Genomic DNA, 26,779 nt, shown 5'->3' on the forward strand with positions numbered 1-26,779 from the left:
TCCGAGCGCCGGCGACAACGGATCCGGAGCACTGGCGCTCATGGAGCCGTCGCCGCCCGCGCGATCGCGACTCCTCCGGGAGCGAGTCCTACGAACACGCGCCGCCGAAGGCGGAGCAATCAGGCCCGGATCATATTGCGCAGCACGTACTGCAGGATGCCGCCGTTGCGGTAGTAGTCGGCCTCACCGGGGGTGTCGATGCGAACCACCGCGTCGAAGGTGATCTTGTCACCGTTCTCCTTGGTGGCGGTGACCTTCAGGGTCTTGGGGGTGACACCCTCGTTCAGCTGGGTGATGCCCTCGATGTCGAAGGTCTCGGTGCCGTCCAGCTTCAGCGACGCGGCCGACTCGCCCGCCGGGAACTGCAGCGGGATGACGCCCATGCCGATGAGGTTGGAGCGGTGGATGCGCTCGAACGACTCGGTGATGACCGCCTTCACGCCCAGCAGGCTGGTGCCCTTGGCGGCCCAGTCGCGCGAGGAGCCAGAACCGTACTCCTTGCCGCCGAGCACGACCAGCGGGATGCCCGCGGCCTGGTAGTTCTGCGAGGCGTCGTAGATGAACGCCTGCGGACCACCGGGCTGGGTGAAGTCGCGGGTGTAACCGCCCGAGACGTCGTCGAGCAACTGGTTGCGCAGCCGGATGTTGGCGAAGGTGCCGCGGATCATCACCTCGTGGTTGCCGCGCCGCGAGCCGTAGGAGTTGTAGTCCTTGCGCTCGACGCCGTTGGCCTCCAGGTACTGCGCGGCCGGGGTGCCCGGCTTGATGTTGCCCGCCGGGGAGATGTGGTCGGTGGTGACCGAGTCGCCCAGCAGCGCCAGCACCCTGGCGCCCTTGATGTCGGTGACCGGCTCCGGCGTCTGCGGCATGCCGTCGAAGTACGGGGGCTTGCGCACGTAGGTCGACTCGGCGTCCCACTCGAAGGTCTTGCCCTCCGGGGTGGGCAGGCTGCGCCAGCGCTCGTCGCCCCGGAACACGTCCTTGTAGTCCTCGAGGAACATGTCGCGGCTGATGACCCGGTCGATGGTGTCCTGGATCTCCTGCGGCGAGGGCCAGATGTCCTTCAGGAAGACGTCGTTGCCCTCCGTGTCCTTGCCCAGCGGGTCGTTCTCGAAGTCGAAGTCCATGGTTCCCGCGAGCGCGTACGCGATGACCAGCGGCGGCGAGGCCAGGTAGTTCATCTTCACGTCGGGGGAGATGCGGCCTTCGAAGTTACGGTTGCCCGACAGCACCGCGGTGACGGTGAGATCGTTGTCGTTGACCGCCTTGGAGATCTCCTCCGGCAGCGGGCCGGTGTTGCCGATGCAGGTGGCGCAACCGAACGCGACCAGGTTGAAGCCCAGCTTGTCCAGGTACGGCCACAGGCCGGCCTTCTCGTAGTAGCCGTTGACGACCTGCGAGCCCGGCGCCATGGAGGTCTTCACCCACGGCTTGCGGGTCAGGCCCTTCTCCACCGCGTTACGGGCCAGCAGGGCGGCGCCGAGCATGACCGACGGGTTGGAGGTGTTGGTGCAGGAGGTGATCGAGGCGACCACGACGGCGCCGTGGTCGAGCACGAAGTCGCCGTACTCCTCGCTGCGCACCCGCACCGGCTTGGACGGACGGCCCTCGGCGCCGTTGGCGGCCGACGCAACCGACTCGGCGCCGTCGTCGGCGAAGGACAGCACAGCCGGGTCGCTGGCCGGGAAGGACTCCTCGACGGCCTCGTCCAGCTTGCTGTGCGGGGTGTCGGCGGCGGGGCCGCTCTCCGCGTCGTTGGTGTAGTTGTGGATGTCCTTGCGGAAGGCGATCTTCGACTCCGACAGCAGGATGCGGTCCTGCGGGCGCTTCGGGCCCGCGATGGACGGCACCACGGTGCTCAGATCCAGCTCGAGGTACTCGGAGTAGGCGGGCTCGGTGTCGGGATCGTGCCAGAGGCCCTGCTCCTTGGCGTACGCCTCGACCAGCGCGACCTGCTCGTCGGAGCGGCCGGTCAGGCGCAGGTAGTCGACGGTCACGTCGTCGATCGGGAAGATCGCCGCGGTGGAACCGAATTCGGGGCTCATGTTGCCCAGGGTGGCGCGGTTGGCCAGCGGCACCTCGGCGACGCCCTTGCCGTAGAACTCGACGAACTTGCCGACCACGCCGTGCTTGCGCAGCATGTCGGTGACGGTGAGCACCACGTCGGTGGCGGTCACGCCCGGCTGGATCTCACCGGTCAGCTTGAAGCCGACGACGCGCGGGATCAGCATCGAGACGGGCTGGCCGAGCATTGCCGCCTCGGCCTCGATGCCGCCGACGCCCCAGCCGAGGACGCCGAGGCCGTTGACCATGGTGGTGTGCGAGTCGGTGCCGACGCAGGTGTCGGGGTAGGCCTGGCCGTTGCGGACCATGACGACGCGGGCCAGGTGCTCGATGTTGACCTGGTGCACGATGCCGGTGCTCGGCGGAACGACCTTGAAGTCGTCGAACGCGGTCTGGCCCCAGCGCAGGAACTGGTAGCGCTCACCGTTGCGCTGGTATTCGATGTCGACGTTGCGCTCGAAAGCGTCGGCGCGGCCGAAGACGTCGATGATGACGGAGTGGTCGATGACCATCTCGGCGGGCGCGAGCGGGTTCACCTTGTCCGGGTCGCCGCCGAGGGTGGCCACGGCCTCGCGCATGGTGGCGAGGTCGACGATGCACGGCACGCCGGTGAAGTCCTGCATGATGACGCGGGCGGGCGTGAACTGGATCTCGGTGTTCGGCTGCGCCGTCGGATCCCAGTTCGCGATGGCGCGGATGTGATCGGCGGTGATGTTGGCGCCGTCCTCGGTGCGGAGGAGGTTCTCCGCGAGGACCTTCAGTGCGTAGGGGAGTTTCTCGGTGCCGGGCACGGCGGAGAGGCGGAAGATCTCGTAGGAGTTGCTTCCCACCTCGAGGGTGCCCTTGGCGCCGAAAGTATCGATACTTGTCGTCACGTCAGCTCCACTCGTCTGTGAGGGCGGCCACCGGCGGGGCTGTGCCGGCGGCCGAGTCTTCGGAGGTGCTCCGGCGCCGCTCGAGCGCCGGTTCCTCGCGGCTACGACCTTAACAGTACGCTTGTCCTGTGAAACACCTGGGGGCGGTTCGGCGTGCCGTGCGCGCGGGATGCGACACTCCGTCGCGTACTGTGCATTCGAGCCAGCAAGGGGGATCTTGCTCGCCCTGCAGTGTTGGATGCCCGTCGCTTCGGTTGCCGATGCGGCTCGACAGACCGGATGGAAGATGACCGCCCCGCTCAACTCGGTTTTCACCCCTATGGCCGCCGAATTGCCGCCCAATGTCACCACCGACACCGTGCGCAAGCTCACCGCCGATCTGGCCGACGATCACGTAGCGACGCTGACGGGTAAGGACAAGACCGAACTGGCCGCCATCGCCGCGGAGGCGCGATCGCACGGAGTCCCGCTGAGCATCGTGGTCGTCCCCGGCAATCCAGGACACGACTCGAGCCTACGGGACCTGGCCACCGAAGTGGGCAAGACGCAGCACGGCACCGTGGTCGTCCTCAGCGACGACTGGGTGGGCACCTACAGCGACACGATCAGCCGCGTGCGGCTGGAGTGGGCCGAGGACGCCGCCAAGGGCACGCAGGGCAAGAGCGGGGAAGCCGCGAGCATCTTCGCCAGTCGCTTGGAGACCCCGGAGTCGATGTCCTGGACCGCGATCACCTGCGTGCTGCTGGCCGGGACGGTGGCGGTCATCGCCGGACTGTACTGGGTCAAGGCGCGGCGGGAGACGAACGACGCGGAGCCGGAGCGGGTGGCTAGCGATCGGGGAGCCGCCGAACAACGCTCGCTGGAGGCTCGCGCCCACTAGCGCCACGCGGCGCCGACTGTGCCCGGGGGCTCGGCCCGGTCGGTTTTCGAGGTCTCGCGCGCCGGAACGGCGTGTCGTTCATCGCCGGGCGGATTTCCTGACGCGACTGTCCGAGCGGTCTGTGGCCTTCGCTGGATGCGAAGACCCCCGAGGTCATATATGGGGGTTGAGCGGGGCGTCAGCATCCGCAGCGCTACTTTTCCGAGCGGTTGGTCTGGTTTTGCCTACGAAAGATAGTTCAAAGTTTGGCAAATTTCGGGCAATGAAGGAAATGGGGGCGAGAGTGACGTAAGTGTCATACGGTTCGATTCGTCCCTGATGGGGAATATGTGTCTTCAGAGGCCATCTGTCGACCAAAGTGCGGCATGGTTCGCCTGATGCCTTGAGGATTGCCGGTATCCGGTCCCTTGGAGGTGCGATGCGCAACGACGGCGGGCTGATCGCTCGGCGCCGACTATCGGTCGCTGTTGGTTTGCTGATCTCGGTGGCTGTAGCGGTCACGGCTGGGCCGGTAGTGGCTGTCCCGCCTCCTCCGCCAAATCCCAGCGACGGCCAGATCGCGCAGGCCGGAGCGCAGGTCGACGCCGGGGTCGCCGAGGTCGGGTCCCTGATCAACCAGGTCGCCGCGGTCGATCACCAGCTGGGGGAACTCGACGACGCCGTCGCGCAGCGCCGGGAGGACGTGAACAAGGCTCTGGTCGACCTGCAGGACGCGCGCGACGCCGCCGACGCGGCCGCGGCCGTGGTGGTGGACACCCAGATCGCCTTGGCCGACGCCGCGGCGAAGGTGGGCCAGGCGCGGCACAACTTCGATCAGTTCGCCACGCAGGTCTATACCAACCCTGGCTCGGACTCGATGGTCACCTACCTCGCCGCGGCCACCCCCGCGGTCGCCCTGGACCGGGCCCAGCTCCTCGCGCTGGTGTCGAAGAACCGCCAGCAGGTGCTGGACAGCCTGCGGCGCGCGCAGATCGACCAAGGCAACAAGAACTCCACCGCGCGGCGGGCGAAGTCGGACGCCGACGCGGCCGCCGCGGTCGCCGCCGCGCGCAAGGCCGACGCCGAGCACGCGGTCGCCGCCGCCAAGGCCGAACTCGACCGGCAGACCGCCCAGCGCGACGACCTGCTGCGGCAGCGCCAGGACGCGCAGGGCCGCCTGGATCAGGCGCGGCGGAACGTGGCGGGCCTGCAGGATCAGCGCGAGGCCTTCCTCGCCTGGGACGCGTTGCGCAGAGCCGAGGAGGCCGCGGTCCGGGCCGCCGCCGCGGCAGCCGCCGCCCGCGCGGCCGCCGACCGGGCCGCCCAGGATCGCGCGGCCGAACTCGGCGCGGGCAAGCGCCCGCACACCCAACTGGACGATTCCCCGCCGCCGCGGCGGAGCGCGCCTCGACCGAAATCACCCGATGTCGGCGGTTCGTCGGCGATCGAGATCGTGGTCGATCGCGCCATGTCCCAGCTCGGCGTCACCTACGCCTGGGGTGGCGGCGACGAGGACGGGCCGACGCGAGGCATCCGGGACGGCGGCGTCGCCGACAGTTACGGGGACTTCGACAAAGTCGGCTTCGACTGCTCGGGGCTGATGGTCTACGCGTTCGCAGGCATCGGGGTATCGCTGCCGCACTACAGCGGCTACCAGTACAACGCGGGCACCCGCGTGCCGGTCGGCGATCGCGAGCGCGGCGACATGCTGTTCTGGGGGCCGAACGGCAGTCAGCACGTGGCGCTGTATCTCGGCGACGGAAAGATGGTGGAGGCGCCGGAGTCCGGCGACGTGGTGAAGGTGTCCCCCGTCCGCGAGGGCGGCATCATGCCGTTCGCGGTGCGCATCGTCTCTTGATCCGGACATTCCGGGTGCTCGGCCCGGCCGTGGCACCGCGGAATTCCCATTCTGTCGGGTCCGGTTGCGGCACAGGCGGTGATTACCTGGAATAGTTGTGGCAGCACGCACAGGACCAAGGCGAAAGCGGGGATGTTGGTGACTTCGACGGACGGTGTGAGCGGAGCGAACTCGGCGAAGGATGCGCCGGTCTCCACGCCCAGCACCCTCGAGCGTGACGTCCAGACCCTGGAGAAGGCGATCTACGAGGTCAAGCGGGTGATCGTGGGCCAGGATCGCCTGGTCGAGCGACTGCTCGTGGGCGTGCTCGCACGTGGACACGTCCTGCTCGAAGGTGTGCCCGGCATCGCCAAGACCCTTGCCGTGGAGACCTTCGCCAAGGTGGTCGGCGGCTCGTTCGCCCGCGTGCAGTTCACGCCCGACCTGGTGCCGACCGACCTCATCGGTACCCGTATCTACCGGCAGGGCCGCGAGGAGTTCGACACCGAGCTCGGCCCGGTCGTCGCCAACTTCGTGCTCGCCGACGAGATCAACCGCGCGCCGGCCAAGGTGCAGTCGGCGTTGCTCGAGGTGATGGCCGAGCGGCACGTGTCGATCGGCGGCAAGACCTACCCGATGCCGGATCCGTTCCTGGTCATGGCGACGCAGAACCCGATCGAGAGCGAGGGCGTGTACCCGCTGCCGGAGGCGCAGCGCGACCGCTTCCTGTTCAAGGTCGTCGTCGACTACCCCTCCGTGGAGGAAGAGCGCGAGATCATCTACCGGATGGGCGTCACGCCGCCGGAGGCGAGCCGGATCCTGCAGCCGGAGGATCTGATCCGCCTGCAGAAGGTCGCGGCCAACACCTTCGTGCACCACGCCCTGGTCGACTACGTGGTCCGCGTGATCGCGGCGACCCGCAAGCCGGCCGATTTCGGCATGCAGGACGTGGCCAGCTGGATCTCCTACGGCGCCTCGCCGCGCGCCAGCCTCGGCATCATCGCCGCCGCCCGCGCGGTCGCGCTGATCCGCGGCCGCGACTACGTGGTGCCGCAGGACGTCGTCGAGGTGATCCCGGACGTGCTGCGCCATCGCCTGGTGCTGTCCTACGACGCGCTCGCCGACGAGATCAGCCCGGAAGACGTCATCAAGCGCGTCCTGCAGACCGTCGGCCTGCCGCAGGTCGCCCCGCAGGCGGTCGCGCCCGGCGTGCCCGCCGCGCCGCCGCAGGGCGGCCCGCAGCAGGCGCCCCAGCCGCCGTCGCCGCAGCAGGCCGTGCCCCAGCCGCCCAACGGGCAGCAGTCGCAGCCCGCGGGCACCGTTCCGCCGAAGTGACCTCGGCATCGGATCGGGTCGCGCCAGTGCCGACGTCGCCGTCCCACGCACCGCCGTCCTTCCACGCGGGGGAGTTGACCGACCCCAGGCTCACGGTCGCGCTCAAGACCCTCGAACTCACCGTGCGCCGCAGGCTCGACGGCGTGCTGCACGGCGATCACCTCGGGCTCATCCCCGGCCCCGGCTCCGAGCCGGGTGAGGCGCGCGCCTACCAGCCGGGTGACGACGTGCGCCAGATGGATTGGTCGGTCACCGCCCGCACCACCCATCCGCACGTGCGGCAGATGATCGCCGACCGCGAGCTGGAGACCTGGATGGTGGTCGATCTGTCGGCCAGCCTGGACTTCGGCACCGCAGCCTGCCAGAAGCGTGACCTCGCCATCGCCGCCGCGGCCGCAATCACCCATCTGACCAGTGGCGGCGGCAACCGGATCGGGGCGGTCGTCGCCACCGGCGAACGGTTGACCCGCATCCCGGCGCGCGGCGGGCGCGTCCACGCGCAGTCGCTGCTGCGCAGCATCGCGACCACCCCGCACGCCCGCGACGGTGTGCGCGGCGACCTGCGCGGCGGCATCGAATCGTTGCGCCGCCCGCAGCGCAAGCGCGGACTGGCGGTGATCATCAGCGATTTCCTGGGTGACATCGATTGGCAGCGTTCGTTGCGCGCGATCTCGGCCAGGCACGATCTGCTCGCGGTCGAGGTGCTCGACCCTCGCGACCTGGCGTTGCCCGACATCGGCGACGTCGTGCTGCACGACCCGGAGACCGGGCGCACCCGCGAGTTCAGCGTGACCCCCACCCTGCGCGCCGATTTCGCGGCTGCCGCGCAGCGCCACCGTGAGCAGGTCGAACAGGCCCTGCGCAGCTGTGGCGCTCCGGTGCTCACCCTGCGAACCGATCGGGACTGGATCGCCGACGTGGTCCGGTTCGTGTCCACCCGGCGCCACAGTCTGGGCGCCCCGACCGGGCGGGTGCCACGTCAGTGAGTATTTCGCATTTCACCGCGCAGATCTGGCTCGGATTCCTCGTCGTCATCGCGTTGATCGCGCTCGGCTACGTCCTGGTGCAGCGCAACCGGCGCAAGCACATGCTGCAGTTCACCAACATGGAGCTGCTGGAGAAGGTCGCTCCGTCGCGGCCGGGCCCGTTCCGGCACGTGGCCGTCGCGCTGCTGCTGGTCGGCCTGGCGTTCCTCACCGTCGCCGCCGCCGGGCCGACCGCGGTCAAGAAGGTCCCGCGCAACCGCGCGACCGTCATGCTGGTGATGGACGTGTCGCTGTCGATGGAGGCGACCGACGTGGCCCCGAGCCGCATCCAGGTCGCCAAGAAAGCGGGCAAGGAGTTCGTCGACGGACTGCCCGAGGGCGTGAACATCGGCTTCGTCACCTTCGCCGGCACCGCCTCGGTGATGGTCTCGCCCACGACGAACCACGAATCGGTCAAGGCCGCGATCGACAATGTGCGGCTGGCCGAGCGCACGGCCACCGGGGAGGGCATTCTCACCGCGCTGCAGGCGATCGAGACGCTCGCCACGGTGCTCGGCGGAGCCCAGGAGCCGCCGCCCGCCAGGATCGTGCTGATGTCCGACGGAAAGCAGACCGTTCCGGATTTCAAGGACGTCGACAACCCCCGGCACGAGTACGTCGCCGCCCGGCTGGCCAAGAGCAAGAACGTCCCGATCTCGACCATCTCCTTCGGCACCCGCTGGGGCGTCGTCGAGATCCCCCGGGAGGACGGCAGCAAGGATCAGGTGCGCGTCGAGGTGGACGACGACGCCATGCGCGAGATAGCGCGGCTGTCCAACGGGGAGTTCTACACCGCGTCGTCACTGCAGGAGTTGACCAAGGTCTACGACACCTTGGAGCAACAGATCGGGTACGAGCTGACCAGAGGCGACGCCAGCCGCCCGTGGTTGCTGCTCGGACTGGTGGTCGTGGCGGCGGGAGTGGTGATCGGCTTGGTGTATCGCCAGCGTTTGCCTTAGCGCTGCGAACGCCAAGGCGCGCAGGCGAATACCGCGAGCCGTCGCCGTGGAAGTGTGTTAGCGTGCCCAGGACGGGCGGTAAGGGAGTGCCGCCCTCCTCGGGGCGGAATCATGCGAATTTCTGCAATCGTCACCGCTATCGCGTTCGCCGCGCTGGCCTTGGTCGCGGCTCCGCTGCCGGAGGCGTCGGCGGCGGGCTGTCCGTCCGGCAGTCTGTGTCAGTACTCCGGCGCGGGATTTTCCGGCACGGCGAAGGTGGTCACGCTCAACACGAAGAACTTCCGGAACTACTGCGGACCCGCGGGAGATCCGAGCACCAGATCGGTGATCAACAACACGAACGTCGAGTTGCTGTTCAGCTCCGGTTCCAACTGTGGCGGCGGACAACCGTACCGCTATGTGGGGCCGGGTAAGCAGGTGGCGGATCTGGGGTTCGACGCGCTGTCCGTGACTTGGTGCCCCAGCTGCTGAGCAGTGCCTCTCGCGTCGCTCGCCGAAGGTGAGTGAAAGGCGGCGCATCGATCGAATGCCGACCGGCCGGTGGTCTCCTGGACCACCGGCCGGTCCGCGTGAACGGGCCCCGATCGGGCGCCGGCGTTGTGGCGTTTCACGAACGAAGCCGGGCTCTGATGGCGCTCGGACGAACGTGACGGCCCGATCGTGGCCTGCCGATTCGACCAGGTAGGTTGAACCCCATGTCGAACATCACATCCCGGTCGGTCCTGGTGACCGGCGGAAACCGCGGCATCGGACTCGCGGTCGCGCAGCGTCTGCTTGCCGACGGTCACAAGGTGGCCGTCACGCATCGTGGGTCGGGGGTGCCGGACGGTCTGTTCGGTGTGAAATGCGATGTGACCGACAGCGAGTCGGTGGACGCCGCCTTCGCCGAGGTGGAGGCGCACCAGGGTGCGGTGGAGGTGCTCGTGGCCAACGCGGGCATCACCGACGACACCCTGCTCATGCGGATGACCGAAGAGCAGTTCACCAGGGTGCTCGACGCCAATCTGACCGGTGCGTTCCGGTGCGCCAAGCGGGCCAACCGCGCCATGCTGCGCGCGCGCTGGGGCCGGATGATCTTCCTCGGCTCGGTGGTCGGCATGAGCGGCCAAGCCGGCCAGATCAACTACGCCTCGTCCAAGGCCGGCGTGATCGGTCTGGCCCGCTCGATCACGCGCGAGCTGGGTTCGCGTTCGATCACCGCGAATGTGGTCGCGCCGGGTTTCATCGAGACCGACATGACCGCGGACCTGCCCGAGGACATGCGCGACATGGCCAAGAAGTTCATCCCGTTGCAGCGGCTCGGCCAGCCCGAGGACATCGCGGCCGTGGTCAGCTTCCTGGCCTCCGAGGATTCCGCCTACGTCTCCGGCGCCGTCATCCCGGTCGACGGCGGCATGGGCATGGGCCACTGATCACACCGAACGCGTAGCGCGGCCGGTTCCAGGCCGCCCGCAGCCAACCTCACAATCGAATTTCAGGAGAACCGAGAACTCATGGGCGGACTGCTCGAAGGCAAGACCATCCTGGTCACGGGCATCATCACCGATTCGTCGATCGCGTTCCACGCCGCGGCCGTCGCGCAGGAGCAGGGTGCGAAGGTGATCATCACCGGCATTCCGGAGCGGCTGCGACTGATCGACCGGATCGCCAAGCGCCTGCCCCAGGAGGTCCCGCCGGCCATCGGGCTCGACGTGACCAGTGAAGAGGATCTCGCCGGCTTGGCCGACAAGCTGCGCGAACTGGCTCCGCAGGGGATCGACGGAGTGCTGCACTCGATCGCGTTCGCCCCGCGCACCCTCATGGGTCCCGAGGCTCGGCCGTTCCTGGACGGTCCCGGCCCGGACGCCGCCAAGGCGTTCGAGATCTCGGCGTGGAGCTACGCGTCGCTGTCGCGCGCGGTGCTGCCGGTGATGAACGAGGGCGGCTCGATCGTCGGCATGGACTTCGATCCGCGCACCGCGATGCCGTTCTACAACTGGATGGGCGTGGCCAAGGCGGCGCTGGAGTCGGTGAACCGGTACGTCGCGCGCGAGGTGGGCGCGGCGAAGAAGATCCGGTCCAACCTCATCGCCGCGGGCCCGATCAAGACGCTGGCCGCCAAGGCGATCGCGGGCACCGCGACCGACGACGCCGCCAAGCTCAACCAGCTCAACGTCTACTGGGACGGCGCGTCGCCGATCGGCTGGGACGTCGACGACCCCACGGTGGTGGCGAAGTCGATCGTGACGCTGCTGTCGGACTGGCTGCCCGGCACCACCGGCTCCATCATCTACGTCGACGGCGGAGCCAGCCACAACACCTGGTTCCCGGAGAACATGGCGATCAACTGAGCGATCGGATGGGAGACACCGTGGTTCGAACCGCCGACGCGCTGCTGCTGCTGTCCTTCGGCGGTCCGGAGCGTCCCGAAGACGTCATGCCGTTCCTGGAGAACGTCACCCGGGGCAGGGGAGTGCCGCGCGAACGCCTCGAAGCGGTCGCCGAGCACTATCTGCACTTCGGCGGTGTCTCGCCGATCAACGCGCTCAATCGCGACATCATCACGGCGGTGGAGGCCGAACTGGCCGCCGCGGGCCTGGAGTTGCCGGTGTACTTCGGCAACCGGAACTGGCATCCCATGGTGGAGGACACCGTCGCGCGGATGGCCGCCGACGGTGTCGGCTCAGCGCTGGTCTTTCCGACTTCGGCGTGGGGCGGCTACTCCGGCTGCCTGCAGTACCACGAGGACATCGCCAGGGCGCGTGCCGCGTTCGGCGCGGGCGCGCCGCAGCTGCTGAAGCTGCGCCAGTACTTCGATCACCCTCTGCTGATCGAGACGTTCGCCGATGCCATCCGCTCGGCGCGCGATCGGCTCCCCGCCGGGCAGCGCGCCTCGGCGCGACTGGTGTTCACCGCGCATTCCATTCCGGTGTCGGCCGATGCGGCCGCGGGCCCGCCCGCCGACGGCGGCCGCCTCTACAGCCGTCAGGTCGCCGACGCGGCCCGATTGTGCGCCGTCGCAACCGGTTTCACCGATTACGACCTCGTCTGGCAGTCACGTTCGGGTCCGCCGCAGGTGCCGTGGCTGGAGCCGGACATCGTCGATCACCTGGACGATCTCGCGGCCAAGGGGGTCGAGGCCGTGGTCGTGTGTCCGGTGGGTTTCGTCTCCGATCATTTGGAAGTGATCTGGGATCTGGACAACGAGGCCGCGCAGAAAGCCGCCGAGCTCGGTATGGGTTTCGCGCGGGTCGCGACGCCGGGGAGTGACCCCCGCTTCGCGAAGCTGGTCGTCGAGTTGATCTCCGAGCAACTGCGCGGAGCCGAACCACGGCGGCTCGGTGCGGTCCCCGGCTACGGCTGTACGCGCGACGGCGCGCCGTGTGCCGTCGGCTGCTGTGCGATCACGCGTCGTCCCACTACTGGGAATTGAGGACGAGCGGTCGCGGATAGCATCGCCTGCGACCGATCGCCGAATCCGATTCTCTGGGGGGTAACTCTCGATGACCTATGCCGACGTGCTGACCAACGCCGCCGTGCTCGACCCGCACGCCTGGTCCGATGCGACCGTATGGACCGTGGCGCTCGACGCCACCGAGGCCAGGCGCCGTGGCCGTAGCAGTGGCAGCGGCGGCTTCTCGATCGGCGGTCTGCTGCTGTGCATCGGGGTCGTCGCCCTGGTGATCGGGCTCGTGATCTGGCTGAGCAAGCGGAACAAGTCGAATCAGCCCCAGCAGCAGTATCCGCAACAGCAGTACCCTCAGCAGTATCTTCCGCAGCAGAATTACCAAGGACAACAGCCGCAGTATCCGGCGCCCCAGTACCAGCAGCCGTATCCACCGCAGGGTCAACAGCAGTATCAGCAGTACCCGCCGCAGCACCAGTACCCGCCGCAGCAGCCGCCGTACCCGCCGCAGCGGTGAGACGCGTGCACGGGGATCTCAGAAATCCGGACTGCTCAGGCGGGTGTAGACCGTGGGGAAGCCGGGGCGTGCCGCGCCCACTCCCCAGGACGTGAGTCCGGCGAGATGCCCGTCGACGAGCAGCGGTCCGCCGCTGTCGTACTGAGCGGTGTCCGCGGTGGGGGTGCCTGCGCAGAGCATGGTGGACGGATCGAAGGCGGGACCATAGGCGGTGACGCACTCGCCGTCGGTGGCCAGGGGGAGGTTCGCCGCGCGCAATCGAGTGTTGGCCTCGTCGGTCTCGGAGGTCGCGCCCCAGCCCAGGATGGTCGCGGTGCCCGAAGCGGGCGCCGCGACGGTGATGGCCGGGCCGGGCTGCGGCTCGTCCAGGGTGAGGATCGCGACGTCGTCGTGATAGGCGGTCGTCATGTCCAGAACGGTGGCCCGGAAGCCGGGATGAATGCGAATGTCCCTGACGCGCACGGTTTTCCCGTCGTTTCCGCGCAGGTCGTCGCGGCCGAAGGTGACGGTGAGCGTCTGTGCCAGCGTCTGTGCCAGGGCCACGCAGTGCGCCGTCGTGACGACCCGGTCCGGCGCGATGAGCGCGCCGCCGCAGAACTGCCCGGAAGCGCGGGTGAGGAACAGCGGCGTGCCGATGGCCGCCAGCCACGGGTACTCCGCTGTCGTCGCCTCGGCGCCGCCGACGATCGCGGAGGCGGGGGCGGGCAAGGTGAGACCGAGCAGAACCGTCAGTGCGGTGAGGGCGGCCGCGCGGCGACGACGGGGGAAGCGCATGTCAGACCGCCCGAGACATGAGATCAGCGACTTCCGCGCGCGGAGGCGTGCACGGCGACCAGGCGCGCGGCGCGGATCGCGTCCCACAGCGGCCGCAGCAGCGATTCCTGCGCGCCGATCGCGCTGGCGGAGGTCGGCGCGGAGGCGGGCTCACGCTGCGCGACCGTGAGGATGGCGGCGACATGATCGGCCGTGTCGAGAATGCGCCTGGCGCGCAACGGAATCGACTCGGGATAGTCGTGCCGGGAGTAGTCGGCCAGTTCGGCTTCGATGAGCTCGCGGGGATCGGAGTCGGCCGCGCCGAGCGCCGTGGTGTGCAGTTTCATCAGCGCGTCGGCGGCGTCGCGGACCGCTTCGCGCATCGCGTATTCGGCTTCGCCGAGGGACATGTCGGAGCCGGGCGCCGCGGGGACGGGCGCGCTGTAGACGGTCCACTGCAGCGTGTCGTCCTCGGCCCAGTGCGGGATGAGACCGGTGCCCTCGGCGCCGGGGACGCCGATCAGCATGCCCTCGCCCGCCTCGATCGCGTCGGCGGCGAACGCCGTGCCCGCGGGGATGCCCCTGACGTCGCCGGGGACGGGCAGCACCAACCGCAATTGGGCGCCGGGCTGGGCCATCGTCTCGCGAATCACTTTGAGCAGCGCCATGACTCCGCTCCCCGGCTGGTAGCCGTGGGCGGACCAGGGTAGGTCGGTGCGACCGCCGGTGATCGGATCACCCGCCGCGATGGTGTGCTTGGGCGCCCAGGCGTGCAAGGCGGCCAAAACGTCGTCGGGCGCACTGCAGCCGGCCAGCCAGGAGCTCGCCCACACCGTCAGCGTCGCACTTGGAGAGCACATAATCATCGAGCATAAAGGGTGGGCGCTACCGGTGGGCATCCATCCGCGACGGCATCGGTGAGCAGCGCGGAAACCGCGGGGGCCACGCCGCCCGCGAGGAACGTGCCCGGGCGGATACTCTCCGGCACCGCAGGCGCGACGCCCGCGATCGGCGGTTAGTCCGGTTCGGTGACGAAATCGATGAGCCGCTCCACCGCGCCGATGAGCGGCGCCTCCAGATCGCGGAAGGAGGACACCGCCTCGTACACCTTCCGCCAGCCGTCCTGCGGGGAACCCCAGCGCAGGCGCGAGCAGACGCCGGTCTTCCAGTCCTCGTCGCGGGGCACCTGCGGCCACCGGGCGATGCCGAGGGTGGCCGGGCGCACCGCTTGCCAGATGTCGACGAACGGGTGCCCGGTGACCAGCACGTGCGGCCCGAGCCCTGTGGTCAGCTGGGTCTCCTTCGATCCGGTCACCAGGTGGTCGACCAGCACGCCGACCCGCCTGCCCGGGCCGGGTCGGAAGTCCGCGAGCCGAGCGGCCAGGTTGTCCAGCCCTTCCAACTGCTCGACGACCACTCCCTCGACCCGGAGGTCGTGACCCCACACCCGCTCCACCAGCGCGGCGTCGTGCACGCCCTCCACCCAGATCCGGCTGCCGCGGGCGACCCGGGCGCGCAGGCCGTCGACCCGGGTGGAGCCGGAGGCGGAGCGGTTCGGCGTCTTCGGTGGGGCGGCCCGCGGCCGTACCAGCGTCACCGGCTCGCCGTCGATGAGGAACGCGGCCTCGCGCAGCGCGAACAGGCGCACCGTGCCGCGGGCGTCCTCCAGTTTCACGAACTCGCCGTCGTAGCTGCGATCGAATCCGACCACCGCGCCGCAGAATCCGGTGGCGGCGTCCTCGACGACCAGGTCTCGTTCCGCGGTGACCACGGGCACCGCCCGCTTCTTCGATCGAAGATGTCCGGAGAAGATGTCGCCGTACCTGTCGCGCCCGCTCACCTGCCTGAAGCTAGCACCGCCGCTGTGGCTTTCGGCGCACCAGGGGCACCGCGGGTCCGCGCGCGGAATTCCTCGGCAGTACTCGCGAAGGTCGCGCCCGAGATCATGATCCGCGCACTACAGTGGTCGTGTGGCCGCAATTTTTTGGCTGGTCGCGGGCATTCTGCTCGCGGCGGCGGAGATGCTCACCGGCGACTTCACCTTGCTGATGCTCGGTGTCGCCGCGCTGGGCACCGCCGGTGTCAGCGCGGCGGCGGGCACCTCCGTCGTCGCCGACGCCGTCGTCTTCGCGGTGATCTCGGCGGTAATGCTGCTCGGCGTGCGCCCGATCATCCGGCGTCGCTTCGGAACTCCACCGCCGACGCCGACGAACGTGGACGCCTTGCCCGGCAAGACCGCGCTGGTGCTCGAGCAGGTCGCGGCGCATTCCGGTCAGGTGAAGCTGAACGGCGAGGTGTGGACCGCGCGGCCGATGGACACGACCGAAGTCTATGAACCGGGTACGACCGTATACGTCATGAAGATCGACGGCGCGACCGCCGTCGTCTGGAAGGGGCCTTGATGGCTGTACTGATCGTTGCCGCCGTCCTCATCTTGCTGGTCGTGGTGGTGGTCTTCAAGTCGATCGCGCTGGTGCCGCAGGCCGAGGCCGCGGTGATCGAGCGGTTGGGCCGGTATTCGCGGACGGTCTCCGGCCAGCTCACGTTCCTCGTGCCGTTCGCCGATCGCGTCCGCGCCAAGGTGGATCTGCGGGAGCGGGTGGTGTCGTTCCCGCCGCAGCCGGTGATCACCGAGGACAACCTCACCCTGCACATCGACACGGTGGTCTATTTCCAGGTGACCAGCCCGCAGGCGGCGGTGTACGAGATCAGCAACTACATCGCCGCCGTCGAGCAACTGACCGTCACCACACTGCGCAACGTCGTGGGCGGCATGACGCTCGAGCAGACGCTCACCTCCCGCGACGCGATCAACGGCCAGCTGCGCGGTGTGCTGGACGAGGCGACCGGGCGCTGGGGGCTGCGCGTGGCGCGGGTCGAGCTGAAGAGCATCGATCCGCCTCCGTCGATCCAGGAGTCGATGGAGAAGCAGATGAAGGCCGACCGCGAGAAGCGCGCCATGATCCTCACCGCGGAGGGCCAGCGCGAATCGGCGATCAAGACGGCCGAGGGTTCCAAGCAGGCGCAGATCCTGTCCGCCGAGGGCGCCAAGCAGTCGGCGATCCTGGCCGCCGAAGGCGAACGGCAGAGCCGCATCCTGCGGGCGCAGGGTGAGCGCGCCGCCGCGTACCTGCAGGCCCAAGGCCAGGCAAAGGCGATCGAAAAGGTCTTCGCCGCCATCAAATCCGGCAAGCCGACACCGGAATTGCTTGCCTACCAGTACATGCAGACGTTGCCAATGGTCGCGCGCGGCGACGCCAACAAGGTGTGGCTGGTGCCCAGCGACTTCGGCAAGGCGCTGGAGGGGTTCGCGAAGAGCTTCGGCACGCAAGGCGAGGACGGCGTGTTCCGGTACGAGCCGCCGGCCTCCGACGGCGCGGAAGCCAAGCCGGAGGACGATTCGGATGTCGCGGACTGGTTCGACACGGCGCCCGACCCGACTATCGAGCGCGCCGTGCGGGCTGCCGAGGCGACGGCGCGGACGCCGGTGGAGGGGCTGACCCCGACACCGCCCCCGCAGGGGTTCGAGCCTTCGCCGCACCAGCCGGTCATCCCTCCGCAGGAGGCTTTCCCGGCCCAGCAGCCGCCGCAACAACCTCCGGCCCAGCGTCAGGACGACCCGCACGGCCGTCCGTGGCAGCCGCCGGAGAACTTCTCGAAATAGCGTCGCGCGCCGCCCCGGCCTCCATTCGCGTCCGGGGCGGTCGCGTCGATGCGGCCGGATCGTTCAGCCTGGCAGTCCGGCGGCGCGAATCGCTGGGACGACCACGTCGGCGATGCCCCGCATGCCCTGCGGGTTGAGGTGGTAGGGCAGAAGCGTCTCGGTGGCGAGGACGGGCTCCATCCAGCGGACGCCGACGGGCGCGCACGCGTCGCGGCCCTCCGACGCGGCGCTGGTGTCCACATAGATCGCGCCGTGCGCGGTGGCGACGCGGGAGACCACGGCGTTGAGATGGTCGAAGGCGGCTTGGATGGGCGCGGCGTCGGACGGGCGAAGACCGACCAGCGCCGGACAGCCGCCGTCGCGCACGTAGCGCGGCCAGCCGTCGACGACGATCAGCGCCCGCGGCGCGCGGGCCGAGATCTGTCGCAGTGCGGTGGCGTAGGACTCCGCGATCGCATCGATGTCGGCGGCCCAGTCCGGACCGGCGCACCCGCCCACGCCGGTGAGGCCGTAGACATGGCAGGCGACGATGTGCTCGGCCATCAGCGCGTCATTGGCGCCGATGTGCACCGTGACCAATCTGGTGGCGGGGCCGAGGGCGTCGAACTGGGGTGGGATGCCCGGTTGCTGCGGGGCGGCGAGGTCCGCGATACGGGCGGAGTTGCAGGTGCGGTCGTCGATCGGCAAGCCGAGGTCCAGGGCGATCAGCTGCGGTGTGTTCGCGGTGGAGCGCAGGCATCGGAACGGTGCCGAGATGTCGAAGTTCCGCACGCCCGTGGTGGCCGCCCCGGAATCGCCCAGGGCGACGTATTCGGCCCCGCCGGTGGGCTCGGCCCCGGCGGGGGCGGTGGCGCCCATGGCGATCAGACAGGCGATGACCGTGACGGCCCGCGCAAGATTCGTCATGTCGTTTCCGTCCGTCCAGTCGTCGGCGCGCTGCGAAACATGTACGTCTCTCTGTGCCGAACGCTACTCGGGCAGGCACGTCCGCGGGCGGAATCGGGTGGCAGACTGCCAGATATGACGACACCTGGATGGGCCGAAGTGGACCGCTACTTAGTGCAGACCCTCGTGGCGGATCCCGACTCCGACGCGGCGCTGGCGGCGAACAAGGACGCGGGCCTGCCCGCGATCGACGTGTCACCGCCCCAGGGAAAGTTCCTCCATCTGCTGGCCAGGACGGTGGGCGCGCGACGGGTGCTGGAGATCGGCACGCTCGGCGGATACAGCACCATCTGGCTCGCCCGCGCGGTGGGACCGGAGGGGCGGGTGCTCACGCTCGAGTTCGCCGACCGGCACGCCGAGGTGGCGCGGGCGAATCTGGACCGGGCGGGCGTCGGCGACCGAGTGGAGATCCGGGTCGGCGCCGCGCTGGACAGCCTGCCCGTGCTCGCCGAAGAGGATCCGGAGCCGTTCGACTTGGTCTTCATCGACGCGGACAAGGTGAACAACTCCAACTACGTGCTGTGGGCGCTGCGGCTGACCCGGCCGGGCTCGGTGATCATTGTCGACAACGTCGTGCGCGGCGGCGCGATCGCCGACGAGCGGTCCGACGACCCGAACGCGCAGGCCAGTCGCGAACTCGTCGAGTTGCTCCAAGCCGAGCCCAGCCTGGACGCCACCGTGGTGCAGACCGTCGGCGCCAAAGGCTGGGACGGCTTCGCCTACGCCGTCGTGAACGGCGACAGCGTCGGGTGAACCGGCTCGGCCAGGGCTCCAGCACCCCGGTTTCGTAGCGCCGGTTCCAACATCAAGTCAGGTCGAGGTCAACCGCTCGCGCCGCGCCGCCCTGGCCTCGAAACCGTCGCAGAGCGCGTCCAGGCCGTCGTAGAGCAGTTCCTCCTGGGTCAGGTTCCGCACGCCGCTGCCGGCGAGATCGGCCAGCGCGGAAGGGACCGGTCCCTGGGACGTGCCGTCGAGCAGCGTCCGCAACCCGTTCTCGCCCGCCGGGTCCATGCCTTTGCGCGCCATCAGCTCGGCGCTGATCTCGGGCAGCGTCGCGCCGGAGATGTAGTTCCACACGGCGAAGGACATGCCGGTCGCCTCGCGGGTGGACACGCCGAGTTCCAGGAACCCCTCCACCAGCCAGGCCAGGCACGCCAGGCTCTGCGGCCCGAAGCTGTAACGCGGTGTGGCGAAGGTGAGCAGCACCCACGGATGTTGCCGGTACAGGGCCCAGTCGATTTCGGCGGCGATGCGGACCCGGTCGCGCCAGCTCCACCCCTGCCCCTCGGGGGGCGGATACGGATTGCGCCGGGCCACTTCGTCGGTCATCAGCGCGAGCAATTCGTCTTTGTTCGCGACGTGGCGATACAGCGACATGGCTCCCACGCCGAGCCGATCGGCGATGCGCCGCATGGACAGCGCGTCCAAGCCCTCGGCGTCGGCGAGCTCGATCGCGGTGTCGACAATGGCGGCGCGGTGCAGCATGCGTACACTGTACCCGGGCTCATGCGTACGACGTACGCGCCATGGAGAGGAAGTTCGGTGATGACACACGTGCGGCCGGCCAGGACCGAACCGGCCACGACGGGCTCGCGACGCGCTTGGCTGGGGCTCGCGGTTCTGCTGTTGCCGGTGCTGCTGGTGTCCATGGACATCTCGGTGCTGTTCCTCGCGCTGCCGACGCTGACCCTCGATCTGGACCCCTCCGCCGATCAGCAACTGTGGATCCTGGATATCTACGGCTTCCTGATCGCGGGCCTGCTGATCACCATGGGCAATCTCGGCGACCGGATCGGTCGGCGCAACATCTTGCTCACCGGCGCGGCGGTTTTCGGCATCGCGTCGGTGATCGCCGCGTTCGCCCCCACCGCCGGCGTGCTGATCGCGGCGCGGGCGCTGATGGGCATCGGCGGTGCGACCTTGCTGCCGTCCAGCCTGGCGCTGATCTCCAGCCTGTTCCCGGACGCGCGGGAGCGGGCCGCCGCGATCGGCATCTGGACGGCGTTCTTCGCGGGCGGCTCGGCCGTCGGGCCGATCATCGGCGGCGCGCTGCTGCACCACTTCTGGTGGGGCTCGGTGTTTCTCATCAATCTTCCGGTGCTGCTGGTGCTGCTCGCCTTCGGCCCGTTCGTGTTGCCGGAACACCGAGCGGGGGTGCGGGAACCGCTGGATCTGCCGAGTGTCGCGTTGTCGATCGGCGGCATCCTGCCGGTGGTGTACGGGATCAAACACGCCGCCACCGAGGGCATCGATGCGCAAGCGGTCGTCGTCGCGCTGGTGGGCGCGGTGATCCTGACCGTGTTCGTGCGCAGGCAGCGACAGCTGCGCGACCCTCTGCTCGATCTGCGGCTGTTCGCCAGGCCGCAGTTCTCGGTGGCCATCGGCGCCAGTCTCGCCGGCATGATGTCGCTGGCCGGTCTCAGCTATCTCACCAGCATCTATCTGCAGTCGGTGACCGGGCGCACGCCGCTGGCGGCGGCGCTGCTCGGCATTCCGATGGCGATCGCGGTTTTCGTCTGCTCGATGGGCGGCGCCCGAGTCGGACATCGTTTCGGCGCCCGCGCGACGTTCGTGTTCGCGCTGCTCGCCTCCGCCGCGGGCAACCTGATGCTGCTCGGTGTGGGCGCGCACGACGGACTCGGCTGGTACCTGGCCGGTTCCACGATCGCAGGCATCGGATACGGCCTCGCCTTCACGCTGGTGTCCGAGGTCTCGGTGTCGTCGGTGCCGCCGGAGCGGGCCGGGTCGGCGGTGGGCATCTCGGAGACCAGCTTCGAACTCGGCAATGCGCTCGGCCTGGCGCTGCTCGGTTCGCTCGCGGCGCTGATCTTCCGGTCCGGGGGTGACTACGCGGCGACGCTCGGCGAGACCATTCAGCACGCGGGCGCGAACGCGGCGCTGGTCGAGGCGGCGCGCGAATCCTTCGTCGACGGCATGCACGTCGCGGTGGCCGTCGGCGCGACCGTGCTCACGGCGATGGCGCTGATCGCGCGCTTCGCCGCTCCGCGTCCGAGTTGAGCCGCGCGGCCGGGATCAGTGGCCGAAGACGGAGGTCACTATCTCGGCTGCCCAGCGGTTCATCGGCCGGACGACCGCGCCGTGCACCCAGCGGACCGGACGCACCACCAAGGCGAGCCAGACGACGGCCGAAGCGCCGAACACCGGGCGCAACACGTAGCGGTACAGCGCCCGGCACGGCAGCACGACGAGCACACCGACGACGAGGGTCGCCACGCGCCACCCGTAGCGCGCGGTCGCGCGCACCGCGTTCCAGAGCGGGCGCAGCACCCAACGCCACAACTGCGACAGCGGCCAGACGATGAGCCACTCGAGGGTGCGGTGGCATACCCACGCGACGGCATATGCGATCGGATACACGACCCAGCGCAGCAACCACGCCCCCACGGGACGAATCACTGTGCGCCACAGAAAAATTTCTACCGCGCGCCGCAGCGGTCGCAGCAGGTATTCCAGCAGCAGCGACAGCATCGGTGTGAGCACCGAGCCCCACAGCAGATGCTGCACCACCCAGCCCCACAGGAAATCCTTCGCGACTATCCACGCGGGCCGCAGCACCCAGTGCCAGATCAGCTCGGCTGCCGGAACCAGCAGGTAGCGTGCGACGAAGACGAGCGCCGCTCCGATCGCGCGACCGAGGAAGGCAATGCCCTCCCACAGCAGACGGATCGGAACCAGCACCACGATCGCGATCCCGCGCGCGATCCACTGTGCGATCGAGACCTGTGCGTCCGGCGTCGACACCTCGTTCCCCCTCGTCGAATGCACCGGGCGAAGCCGCGGTGAGAAAGTCTGTGCGCCGGCTACATTCGACCACGCGAACGCCGCCGGGCGCGTGAGTAGAAATGCTCGAGTGGCGCGTCGGCGCGCCTCCCACGAATCGAACGGCGTTCGTGATAATATAAAATGTCATGTTTTCGCATGACATTTACCTCGCCGATGGCGCTTCAGCACCCGGCATCGAAGCGGTCCAGACTTTCCTCCGCCGCTACGACGACAGTGTTGCCGCCTCCGACTTCGATGCCCTGCCAGGCTATTTCGATCCGCAGATCCTGGTCGTCACGCCCACGACGAGCCGGTGCGTCACCCGCGCGGAATTCATCGCGGGCGCTCGCGCCCGTGCCCGCGGGCTCGCCGCTGCGCGCGCGACGCTGGCCGCCCAGTCCACCATCGCACTCGGCGGGCACTGCTGGCTCAGTTCGGCGCACTGGACGATGAGCATCGGCGACGCGCCCGCCCTTGACCTCTACAGCGATTTCCTGGTCCGGCGCGCCGACGGCGAGCTGAGTATCTCCGCCTACCTCACCCGCCAGGACCTGCCGCAACTCGTGCGGGACCGCTCCGGCGCGCACTGATGCGGCGAACTCGCCGGTGGGCACGGTGATCGACGCCTACAGTCGAAGTCGTGGACCACGCCCCGGCTTCGAACAGCGGCAGGCCGATCGCCGAACGGGTGGCGACACGGCTGCTGTATCCCACGTCGCGTCCGCGCGAACAGGCGCTGCGCGCCGCGGTCGACGGAAAGAACGTGCTGGTCACCGGGGCATCGCACGGCATAGGCAAGGCCAGTGCGCGCAAGCTGGCCGGTGCGGGCGCGACCGTCGCGCTCGTCGCCCGCTCCGGCGGCGAACTCGAGCGGCTGGCCGCGGAGATCACCGCCGCGGGCGGCGTCGCGCACAGCTACCCGACCGATCTCACGGACATGGACGCGGTCGAACGGCTCGGCCACCGCCTACTCGACGAGCACGGCCACCTCGACGTGGTGATCAACAACGCGGGCAAGTCGATCCGCCGCCCGATCGACGAGTCCTACGACCGCTTCCACGATTTCACCCGCACCATCGATGTCAACTACCTCGGTCCGGTGCGCTTGCTGCTCACGCTGCTGCCCGCCATGCGCGCCCGCGGACGAGGCCACCTCGTCAACGTATCCACGTGGGGCGTGCGCATGCCGCCCGCGCCGCGCTGGGCCGCCTACGGAGCGTCCAAATCCGCCTTCGACGTCTGGTTGCGCAGTGTCGCGGCCGAGGTGTCCGGCGACGGTGTCACCGCCACCTCGATCTACCTGCCGCTCGTGCACACCAGGATGAGCGCGCCCACCGACTTCAGCCGGGTCCCCGGCCTGACCGTGGCCGAGGCAGCCGACCTGGTCTGCCACGCGGTGACCGCGAAGCCGCGCGAAATCGCACCGTGGTGGTCGGCCCCCGTGCAGGCGTGGACCGACCTGACCCGCGGCCGCGCCCAGCGTTTCATGGAACGCGCCTTCCGCCGCTGACCGGAACATCCGGGAAACGACCACGACTTCCGCACGACACACCGGGACATAGGATCGACGGATGCGCGAATCCGCTCCGATCGGTCCGGCCGGTCTCACGACGGTGCTCGCGCTCGCCGACTCGCGGCTGCCGATCGGCGGGCACGTGCACTCCGGCGGGGTGGAAGAAGCCGTCGCCTCCGGCCTGGTCCGCGACGTCGCGACGGTGGAGCTGTATCTGCGCCGCCGCGTCCTGACCTCGGCGCTGGTGGCCGCGTCGCTCGCGGCGGCGGTGTGCGCGGGGGAACTGGAGCCAGCGCGGGCGGAGGCGGAAGCCGATGCGCGCACGCCCGCGCCAGCGGCGCGGGCGGCCTCCCGCGCCCAGGGGCGCGGTCTGGCGCGCCTGGCGAAACAGCTGTGGCCGGGACACGATTGGTCGCCGCTCGGCACGACACCGCATCTGTCCACGGTCTTCGGAATGGTCGGCCCGGCCGCCGCGGTGCAGCCCGGGGAGATCGCCGGTGTGGTGGTCTACACGACCCTCACCGGCGCCGCCACCGCGGCCCAGCGTCTGCTGGCCCTCGATCCCGCCGCGATCGCCGCGTGCACGGTCCGGCTGGCCGGCCTGTGCGACCGCGTCGCCGCCGAGGCCGTGACCGGCCTGGCCGCGATGTCCGACCCGCTGCAGGACGTGCTCGCCGAGCGCCACCGGCAGCGGGACATGCCCCTGTTCGCGAGCTGACGCCCCGGAAGAAGGAGACCGCGCCATGCCCCCGCATCTGATCGACGGTGAGCCGCACGACCACGGTCACGACCGGCCGAAACGGGCCCGCACGCCCGGGGAGGCCCTGCGCATCGGCATCGGCGGCCCGGTCGGTTCGGGCAAGACCGCGCTGGTGGCGGCGCTGTGCAGGCAGTTGCGCGACGAGCTGTCGCTGGCGGTGCTGACCAACGACATCTACACCACAGAGGACGCCGACTTCCTGCGCAGGCACGCGGTCCTGCCGGACGAGCGGATCGCCGCCGTGCAGACCGGCGGGTGTCCGCACACCGCCATCCGGGACGACATCACCGCCAACCTCGACGCCATCGATGATCTGGTCGCCGCCAATCCGCCGCTGGATCTGATCCTGGTGGAATCCGGCGGCGACAATCTGACCGCGACCTTCTCCTCGGGCCTGATCGACGTGCAGATCTTCGTGGTGGACGTGGCGGGCGGCGACAAGGTGCCGCGCAAAGGCGGTCCCGGCGTGACGTTCTCGGATCTGCTGGTGGTCAACAAGACGGATCTGGCTGCGCTGGTCGGCGCGGACCTGGGCGTGATGGAGCGCGACGCGGCGCGGGTGCGTGCGAACCGGCCGACGGTGCTCGTCTCGCTCACCGAGGACCCCGCGGCGACGCCCGTGCTGGCCTGGGTGCGCGAGCGATTGCGCGAGGTCGCCGAGCAGGACCGGGCGGGCGCCGGCGAATCCGCCGCCGCGCACTGAGTTCCGCCGGTGCGCACCGAGTTACGCATCGTCGCTCGTCCAGGGGTTCTTCCGGAGATCCACGCGAGCGGCGGGTTGTCGGCCCGCCGCACCGGCCCGCGCACGGTCCACCTCATCGGCACTGCCGCCACGCCGCTGGGCGGCGACGAACTCGACATCGTGATCGTGGTCGCGGCGGGCGCCGAACTGGTGGTGCGCTCGGTCGCGGCCACGCTGGCGCTACCCGGCCGGGCGACGCCGCTGTCGTCCGGGCGCTGGCAGCTGGAGGTCGGCAGCGGGGGAGTGCTGGATTTCGATCCCGAGCCGATGATCGTCGCGGGCGGCGCTCGGCACCAGACGGTTACCACAATCCGCCTGGATGCCGGAGCCCGGCTGCGGATGCGTGAGCGCGTTCAGCTCGGACGCACGGGCGAGGACGGCGGGCAGTGGCGAGGAGATCTGATCGCCGACGTCGACGACATGCCCCTACTGCGCCACCGGCTGGCGCTGGGCGCGGGCACGCCGGCCGATGACGCGCTGTCCGCGCCGCGTGCTTTGGAGAGCGAACTCGTCTACCCGGACGAATGCACGGCGGCGACTGCCGATTTGCGGGAGAGCCGGTTGCCGCTGGCAGCGGGCGGCAGTTTGTTCACCCGCACCGGATCGGTGCTGCGGGTGTCGGGCGTGGAACGCGCCGAGGTGAAGGGCTGATCAACGGCGATCGGAAGTGCCGCCGTGGTGCGCTCGCATCCGGGGCGGCCTGTCGGGACCGCTCCCGTGCCGTATGTGGGATTCGTTCCATTCAGGTGTAATTCGACCGAGGCTTGGAGAAAGAAAGGGTGGGAGCTCGACAGCGTCGTCGGGTTCCCACCCTTTCGGCTCGCCTCGCGGAAACGTCATCCGGTCAGCCGTTGGCCGTGTCCGCGGCCTCCGTTGCCGTCTCGGCCGGGGCCGGGGCGACCGGTTCCGGTGCGCTGAGCGCCCGCGGCGGCGCGCTGAGCGCATGCACCGCTCCGAGTCCCGCGCCGATGCCCGCGCCGATGGCGGACAGCGGGGCGGCCATCAGCGCCGCACCGTAGGCGGCCCCGATCGGGCCTGCGGCCAGGCCGATCGGCGCGAACGGCAGACCGATGGCCAAGGCGAGACCGCCGCCGACGGCCGCACCGAACAGGGCGAACGGGCTGGCGAACACGAAGCCCGCCGCCGCGCCGATCGCGGCGGCGCCCATGGTCTGACCGGCGACGCGGTCGGATCGCGTGCGCTCCATCCCGATCGAATCGAAGAACGTCGCCATATTCGCTTCGGCCATCGCGGCGGTGTCGTTGATCTGGATCGCCTGCTCCCGGTAGAGCCACTCCGGCGCGTCGACCTGCACGTCGCCGAAGCGCAATTTGCCGGAAGGCGGCGCGATCGGCGGCACGGGGGCCACCGGAACCGGCGCGTGCAGCCCTACCAGCGGAGCCAGATACTGGTGATCGGGCAGTGGACGTGCCCATTGCAACGAACTCAGCACGTCGTCGGGGATCCGCAGACCCTCGTACGGGCGCACGTTCGGCGCCTCGGCCGCGGGCCACTGGGCCGGTTCGGAATCCGTCCTGGTCACCGGAACCGGTAGATCGGGCTCGGCGTTCGCCGTCCCGGTTCCCACCAGCGCCAGCACGAGAGGAACCGTCCCCACGGCGACCAGGGAGCCCAGTTTCGCCCGGTACGGCCTGGGTGCTCGGTGCTTGCCTGTGCCCATAGATCACCTTTCATCCGAAGGAGACGTCGACGCCTCACATTCGGATCCGCTGGGCGACCTGGATTGGTCGAACGCGCGACGA

The 26,779-nt window shown here is 69.5% G+C and carries 27 protein-coding genes; 19 read left to right on the forward strand and 8 right to left on the reverse strand.

The window, feature by feature from the left end; translation table 11 throughout:
• Positions 1-119 precede the first annotated feature (119 nt).
• Positions 120-2,939 (reverse strand): aconitate hydratase, encoded by a 2,820-nt coding sequence (locus ACWDMM_RS14510; RefSeq protein ID WP_195080177.1) that lies wholly within the window; start codon positions 2,937-2,939, stop codon positions 120-122.
• A 286-nt stretch (positions 2,940-3,225) separates the two neighbouring features.
• Between ACWDMM_RS14510 and ACWDMM_RS14515 the strand changes: the two genes are divergently transcribed.
• From ACWDMM_RS14515 to ACWDMM_RS14560, 10 genes are all read left to right on the forward strand, one after another.
• The gene (locus ACWDMM_RS14515; protein WP_449937753.1) at positions 3,226-3,819 is read left to right on the forward strand and encodes an Rv1476 family membrane protein; all 594 of its coding nucleotides are present in this window, start codon (positions 3,226-3,228) and stop codon (positions 3,817-3,819) included.
• A gap of 418 nt (positions 3,820-4,237) precedes the next feature.
• A complete protein-coding gene (locus tag ACWDMM_RS14520; RefSeq protein WP_397068612.1) occupies positions 4,238-5,656 on the forward strand; it encodes an NlpC/P60 family protein in 1,419 nt (472 codons plus the stop codon).
• Between the two features lie 132 nt (positions 5,657-5,788).
• Positions 5,789-6,970 carry a chaperone MoxR1 gene (moxR1, locus tag ACWDMM_RS14525; RefSeq protein WP_357207176.1) on the forward strand — a complete coding sequence of 394 codons (1,182 nt, stop codon included), beginning with the start codon at positions 5,789-5,791 and terminating at the stop codon, positions 6,968-6,970.
• 26 nt (positions 6,971-6,996) lie between these two features.
• Positions 6,997-7,956, forward strand: a complete 960-nt coding sequence (locus ACWDMM_RS14530) for a DUF58 domain-containing protein (protein ID WP_195080173.1) — start codon at positions 6,997-6,999, stop codon at positions 7,954-7,956.
• Complete coding sequence (locus ACWDMM_RS14535) at positions 7,953-8,954, forward strand: VWA domain-containing protein (RefSeq protein ID WP_357105601.1); 1,002 nt, start codon at positions 7,953-7,955, stop codon at positions 8,952-8,954. Before ACWDMM_RS14530 ends, ACWDMM_RS14535 begins: the two co-directional genes overlap by 4 nt.
• A gap of 111 nt (positions 8,955-9,065) precedes the next feature.
• Entirely contained in the window at positions 9,066-9,425 is a 360-nt protein-coding gene (locus tag ACWDMM_RS14540; RefSeq protein ID WP_195080171.1) for a peptidase inhibitor family I36 protein, read from the forward strand.
• 224 nt (positions 9,426-9,649) lie between these two features.
• Positions 9,650-10,366 (forward strand): 3-oxoacyl-ACP reductase FabG1, encoded by a 717-nt coding sequence (gene fabG1, locus ACWDMM_RS14545; RefSeq protein ID WP_195080170.1) that lies wholly within the window; start codon positions 9,650-9,652, stop codon positions 10,364-10,366.
• Between the two features lie 81 nt (positions 10,367-10,447).
• Positions 10,448-11,284, forward strand: a complete 837-nt coding sequence (gene inhA, locus ACWDMM_RS14550; protein WP_195080169.1) for an NADH-dependent enoyl-ACP reductase InhA — start codon at positions 10,448-10,450, stop codon at positions 11,282-11,284.
• 20 nt (positions 11,285-11,304) lie between these two features.
• Positions 11,305-12,366, forward strand: coding sequence for a ferrochelatase (locus ACWDMM_RS14555; RefSeq protein ID WP_323123986.1), 1,062 nt, complete (start codon positions 11,305-11,307; stop codon positions 12,364-12,366).
• A 70-nt stretch (positions 12,367-12,436) separates the two neighbouring features.
• Positions 12,437-12,856, forward strand: a complete 420-nt coding sequence (locus ACWDMM_RS14560; RefSeq protein ID WP_195080167.1) for a hypothetical protein — start codon at positions 12,437-12,439, stop codon at positions 12,854-12,856.
• Between the two features lie 18 nt (positions 12,857-12,874).
• Here ACWDMM_RS14560 and ACWDMM_RS14565 read toward each other — a convergent pair whose 3' ends face one another.
• From ACWDMM_RS14565 to ACWDMM_RS14575, 3 genes are all read right to left on the reverse strand, one after another.
• Positions 12,875-13,630 carry a S1 family peptidase gene (locus ACWDMM_RS14565; protein WP_357105607.1) on the reverse strand — a complete coding sequence of 252 codons (756 nt, stop codon included), beginning with the start codon at positions 13,628-13,630 and terminating at the stop codon, positions 12,875-12,877.
• Positions 13,631-13,653: 23 nt separating this feature from the next.
• Positions 13,654-14,469, reverse strand: coding sequence for a hypothetical protein (locus tag ACWDMM_RS14570; RefSeq protein ID WP_195080165.1), 816 nt, complete (start codon positions 14,467-14,469; stop codon positions 13,654-13,656).
• 155 nt (positions 14,470-14,624) lie between these two features.
• Entirely contained in the window at positions 14,625-15,449 is an 825-nt protein-coding gene (locus ACWDMM_RS14575) for a DUF3097 domain-containing protein (RefSeq protein WP_449937762.1), read from the reverse strand.
• Positions 15,450-15,579: 130 nt separating this feature from the next.
• Here ACWDMM_RS14575 and ACWDMM_RS14580 point away from each other — a divergent pair, with 130 nt between their 5' ends.
• Both ACWDMM_RS14580 and ACWDMM_RS14585 read left to right on the forward strand, forming a co-directional pair.
• Entirely contained in the window at positions 15,580-16,011 is a 432-nt protein-coding gene (locus tag ACWDMM_RS14580; RefSeq protein ID WP_195080163.1) for an NfeD family protein, read from the forward strand.
• Entirely contained in the window at positions 16,011-17,273 is a 1,263-nt protein-coding gene (locus ACWDMM_RS14585) for an SPFH domain-containing protein (protein ID WP_357105613.1), read from the forward strand. The genes ACWDMM_RS14580 and ACWDMM_RS14585 overlap by 1 nt, the downstream gene beginning before the upstream one ends.
• 63 nt (positions 17,274-17,336) lie before the next feature.
• On the opposite strand, the gene ACWDMM_RS14590 is transcribed toward ACWDMM_RS14585, so the two are convergent.
• Positions 17,337-18,179, reverse strand: a complete 843-nt coding sequence (locus tag ACWDMM_RS14590; RefSeq protein WP_195080161.1) for an SGNH/GDSL hydrolase family protein — start codon at positions 18,177-18,179, stop codon at positions 17,337-17,339.
• A gap of 114 nt (positions 18,180-18,293) precedes the next feature.
• On the opposite strand from ACWDMM_RS14590, the gene ACWDMM_RS14595 reads away from it, so the two are divergent.
• Positions 18,294-18,971, forward strand: a complete 678-nt coding sequence (locus ACWDMM_RS14595) for an O-methyltransferase (protein WP_449937767.1) — start codon at positions 18,294-18,296, stop codon at positions 18,969-18,971.
• A 57-nt stretch (positions 18,972-19,028) separates the two neighbouring features.
• Here the strand turns inward: ACWDMM_RS14595 and ACWDMM_RS14600 are convergent, their stop codons facing one another.
• Positions 19,029-19,703: a TetR/AcrR family transcriptional regulator gene (locus tag ACWDMM_RS14600; RefSeq protein ID WP_357207184.1), complete on the reverse strand. Its 675-nt coding sequence runs from the start codon at positions 19,701-19,703 to the stop codon at positions 19,029-19,031.
• Between the two features lie 60 nt (positions 19,704-19,763).
• Between ACWDMM_RS14600 and ACWDMM_RS14605 the strand changes: the two genes are divergently transcribed.
• Positions 19,764-21,236, forward strand: coding sequence for an MFS transporter (locus tag ACWDMM_RS14605; RefSeq protein ID WP_357207186.1), 1,473 nt, complete (start codon positions 19,764-19,766; stop codon positions 21,234-21,236).
• Between the two features lie 15 nt (positions 21,237-21,251).
• Here the strand turns inward: ACWDMM_RS14605 and ACWDMM_RS14610 are convergent, their stop codons facing one another.
• Positions 21,252-21,980 carry a hypothetical protein gene (locus ACWDMM_RS14610; RefSeq protein WP_195080157.1) on the reverse strand — a complete coding sequence of 243 codons (729 nt, stop codon included), beginning with the start codon at positions 21,978-21,980 and terminating at the stop codon, positions 21,252-21,254.
• A gap of 167 nt (positions 21,981-22,147) precedes the next feature.
• On the opposite strand from ACWDMM_RS14610, the gene ACWDMM_RS14615 reads away from it, so the two are divergent.
• From ACWDMM_RS14615 to ACWDMM_RS14635, 5 genes are all read left to right on the forward strand, one after another.
• Positions 22,148-22,591: a DUF4440 domain-containing protein gene (locus ACWDMM_RS14615; RefSeq protein WP_449937772.1), complete on the forward strand. Its 444-nt coding sequence runs from the start codon at positions 22,148-22,150 to the stop codon at positions 22,589-22,591.
• A gap of 50 nt (positions 22,592-22,641) precedes the next feature.
• Positions 22,642-23,511 (forward strand): SDR family NAD(P)-dependent oxidoreductase, encoded by an 870-nt coding sequence (locus tag ACWDMM_RS14620; RefSeq protein WP_449937774.1) that lies wholly within the window; start codon positions 22,642-22,644, stop codon positions 23,509-23,511.
• Between the two features lie 61 nt (positions 23,512-23,572).
• The gene (locus tag ACWDMM_RS14625) at positions 23,573-24,232 is read left to right on the forward strand and encodes an urease accessory protein UreF (protein ID WP_357207188.1); all 660 of its coding nucleotides are present in this window, start codon (positions 23,573-23,575) and stop codon (positions 24,230-24,232) included.
• A 25-nt stretch (positions 24,233-24,257) separates the two neighbouring features.
• Positions 24,258-24,977 (forward strand): urease accessory protein UreG, encoded by a 720-nt coding sequence (ureG, locus tag ACWDMM_RS14630; protein ID WP_195080154.1) that lies wholly within the window; start codon positions 24,258-24,260, stop codon positions 24,975-24,977.
• Positions 24,978-24,986: 9 nt separating this feature from the next.
• Entirely contained in the window at positions 24,987-25,667 is a 681-nt protein-coding gene (locus ACWDMM_RS14635) for an urease accessory protein UreD (protein WP_195080153.1), read from the forward strand.
• Positions 25,668-25,860: 193 nt separating this feature from the next.
• On the opposite strand, the gene ACWDMM_RS14640 is transcribed toward ACWDMM_RS14635, so the two are convergent.
• The gene (locus tag ACWDMM_RS14640; protein ID WP_449937777.1) at positions 25,861-26,697 is read right to left on the reverse strand and encodes a hypothetical protein; all 837 of its coding nucleotides are present in this window, start codon (positions 26,695-26,697) and stop codon (positions 25,861-25,863) included.
• Between the last annotated feature and the right edge of the window lie 82 nt (positions 26,698-26,779).

This window comes from Nocardia sp. NPDC003726 (assembly GCF_053586955.1).

What these genes read in the sequence shown, in the direction of transcription:
- ACWDMM_RS14625 (WP_357207188.1), top strand. Translation starts at nt 23,573, where the DNA reads ATGCGCGAATCCGCTCCGATCGGTCCGGCCGGTCTCACGACGGTGCTC.
- ACWDMM_RS14595 (WP_449937767.1), top strand. Translation starts at nt 18,294, where the DNA reads ATGACGACACCTGGATGGGCCGAAGTGGACCGCTACTTAGTGCAGACC.
- ACWDMM_RS14585 (WP_357105613.1), top strand. Translation starts at nt 16,011, where the DNA reads ATGGCTGTACTGATCGTTGCCGCCGTCCTCATCTTGCTGGTCGTGGTG.
- ACWDMM_RS14605 (WP_357207186.1), top strand. Translation starts at nt 19,764, where the DNA reads ATGACACACGTGCGGCCGGCCAGGACCGAACCGGCCACGACGGGCTCG.
- fabG1 (WP_195080170.1), top strand. Translation starts at nt 9,650, where the DNA reads ATGTCGAACATCACATCCCGGTCGGTCCTGGTGACCGGCGGAAACCGC.
- ureG (WP_195080154.1), top strand. Translation starts at nt 24,258, where the DNA reads ATGCCCCCGCATCTGATCGACGGTGAGCCGCACGACCACGGTCACGAC.
- inhA (WP_195080169.1), top strand. Translation starts at nt 10,448, where the DNA reads ATGGGCGGACTGCTCGAAGGCAAGACCATCCTGGTCACGGGCATCATC.
- ACWDMM_RS14515 (WP_449937753.1), top strand. Translation starts at nt 3,226, where the DNA reads ATGACCGCCCCGCTCAACTCGGTTTTCACCCCTATGGCCGCCGAATTG.
- ACWDMM_RS14615 (WP_449937772.1), top strand. Translation starts at nt 22,148, where the DNA reads ATGTTTTCGCATGACATTTACCTCGCCGATGGCGCTTCAGCACCCGGC.
- ACWDMM_RS14590 (WP_195080161.1), bottom strand. Translation starts at nt 18,179, where the DNA reads ATGACGAATCTTGCGCGGGCCGTCACGGTCATCGCCTGTCTGATCGCC.
- ACWDMM_RS14600 (WP_357207184.1), bottom strand. Translation starts at nt 19,703, where the DNA reads ATGCTGCACCGCGCCGCCATTGTCGACACCGCGATCGAGCTCGCCGAC.
- ACWDMM_RS14520 (WP_397068612.1), top strand. Translation starts at nt 4,238, where the DNA reads ATGCGCAACGACGGCGGGCTGATCGCTCGGCGCCGACTATCGGTCGCT.
- ACWDMM_RS14565 (WP_357105607.1), bottom strand. Translation starts at nt 13,630, where the DNA reads ATGCGCTTCCCCCGTCGTCGCCGCGCGGCCGCCCTCACCGCACTGACG.
- ACWDMM_RS14640 (WP_449937777.1), bottom strand. Translation starts at nt 26,697, where the DNA reads ATGGGCACAGGCAAGCACCGAGCACCCAGGCCGTACCGGGCGAAACTG.
- ACWDMM_RS14540 (WP_195080171.1), top strand. Translation starts at nt 9,066, where the DNA reads ATGCGAATTTCTGCAATCGTCACCGCTATCGCGTTCGCCGCGCTGGCC.
- ACWDMM_RS14560 (WP_195080167.1), top strand. Translation starts at nt 12,437, where the DNA reads ATGACCTATGCCGACGTGCTGACCAACGCCGCCGTGCTCGACCCGCAC.
- moxR1 (WP_357207176.1), top strand. Translation starts at nt 5,789, where the DNA reads ATGTTGGTGACTTCGACGGACGGTGTGAGCGGAGCGAACTCGGCGAAG.
- ACWDMM_RS14570 (WP_195080165.1), bottom strand. Translation starts at nt 14,469, where the DNA reads ATGTGCTCTCCAAGTGCGACGCTGACGGTGTGGGCGAGCTCCTGGCTG.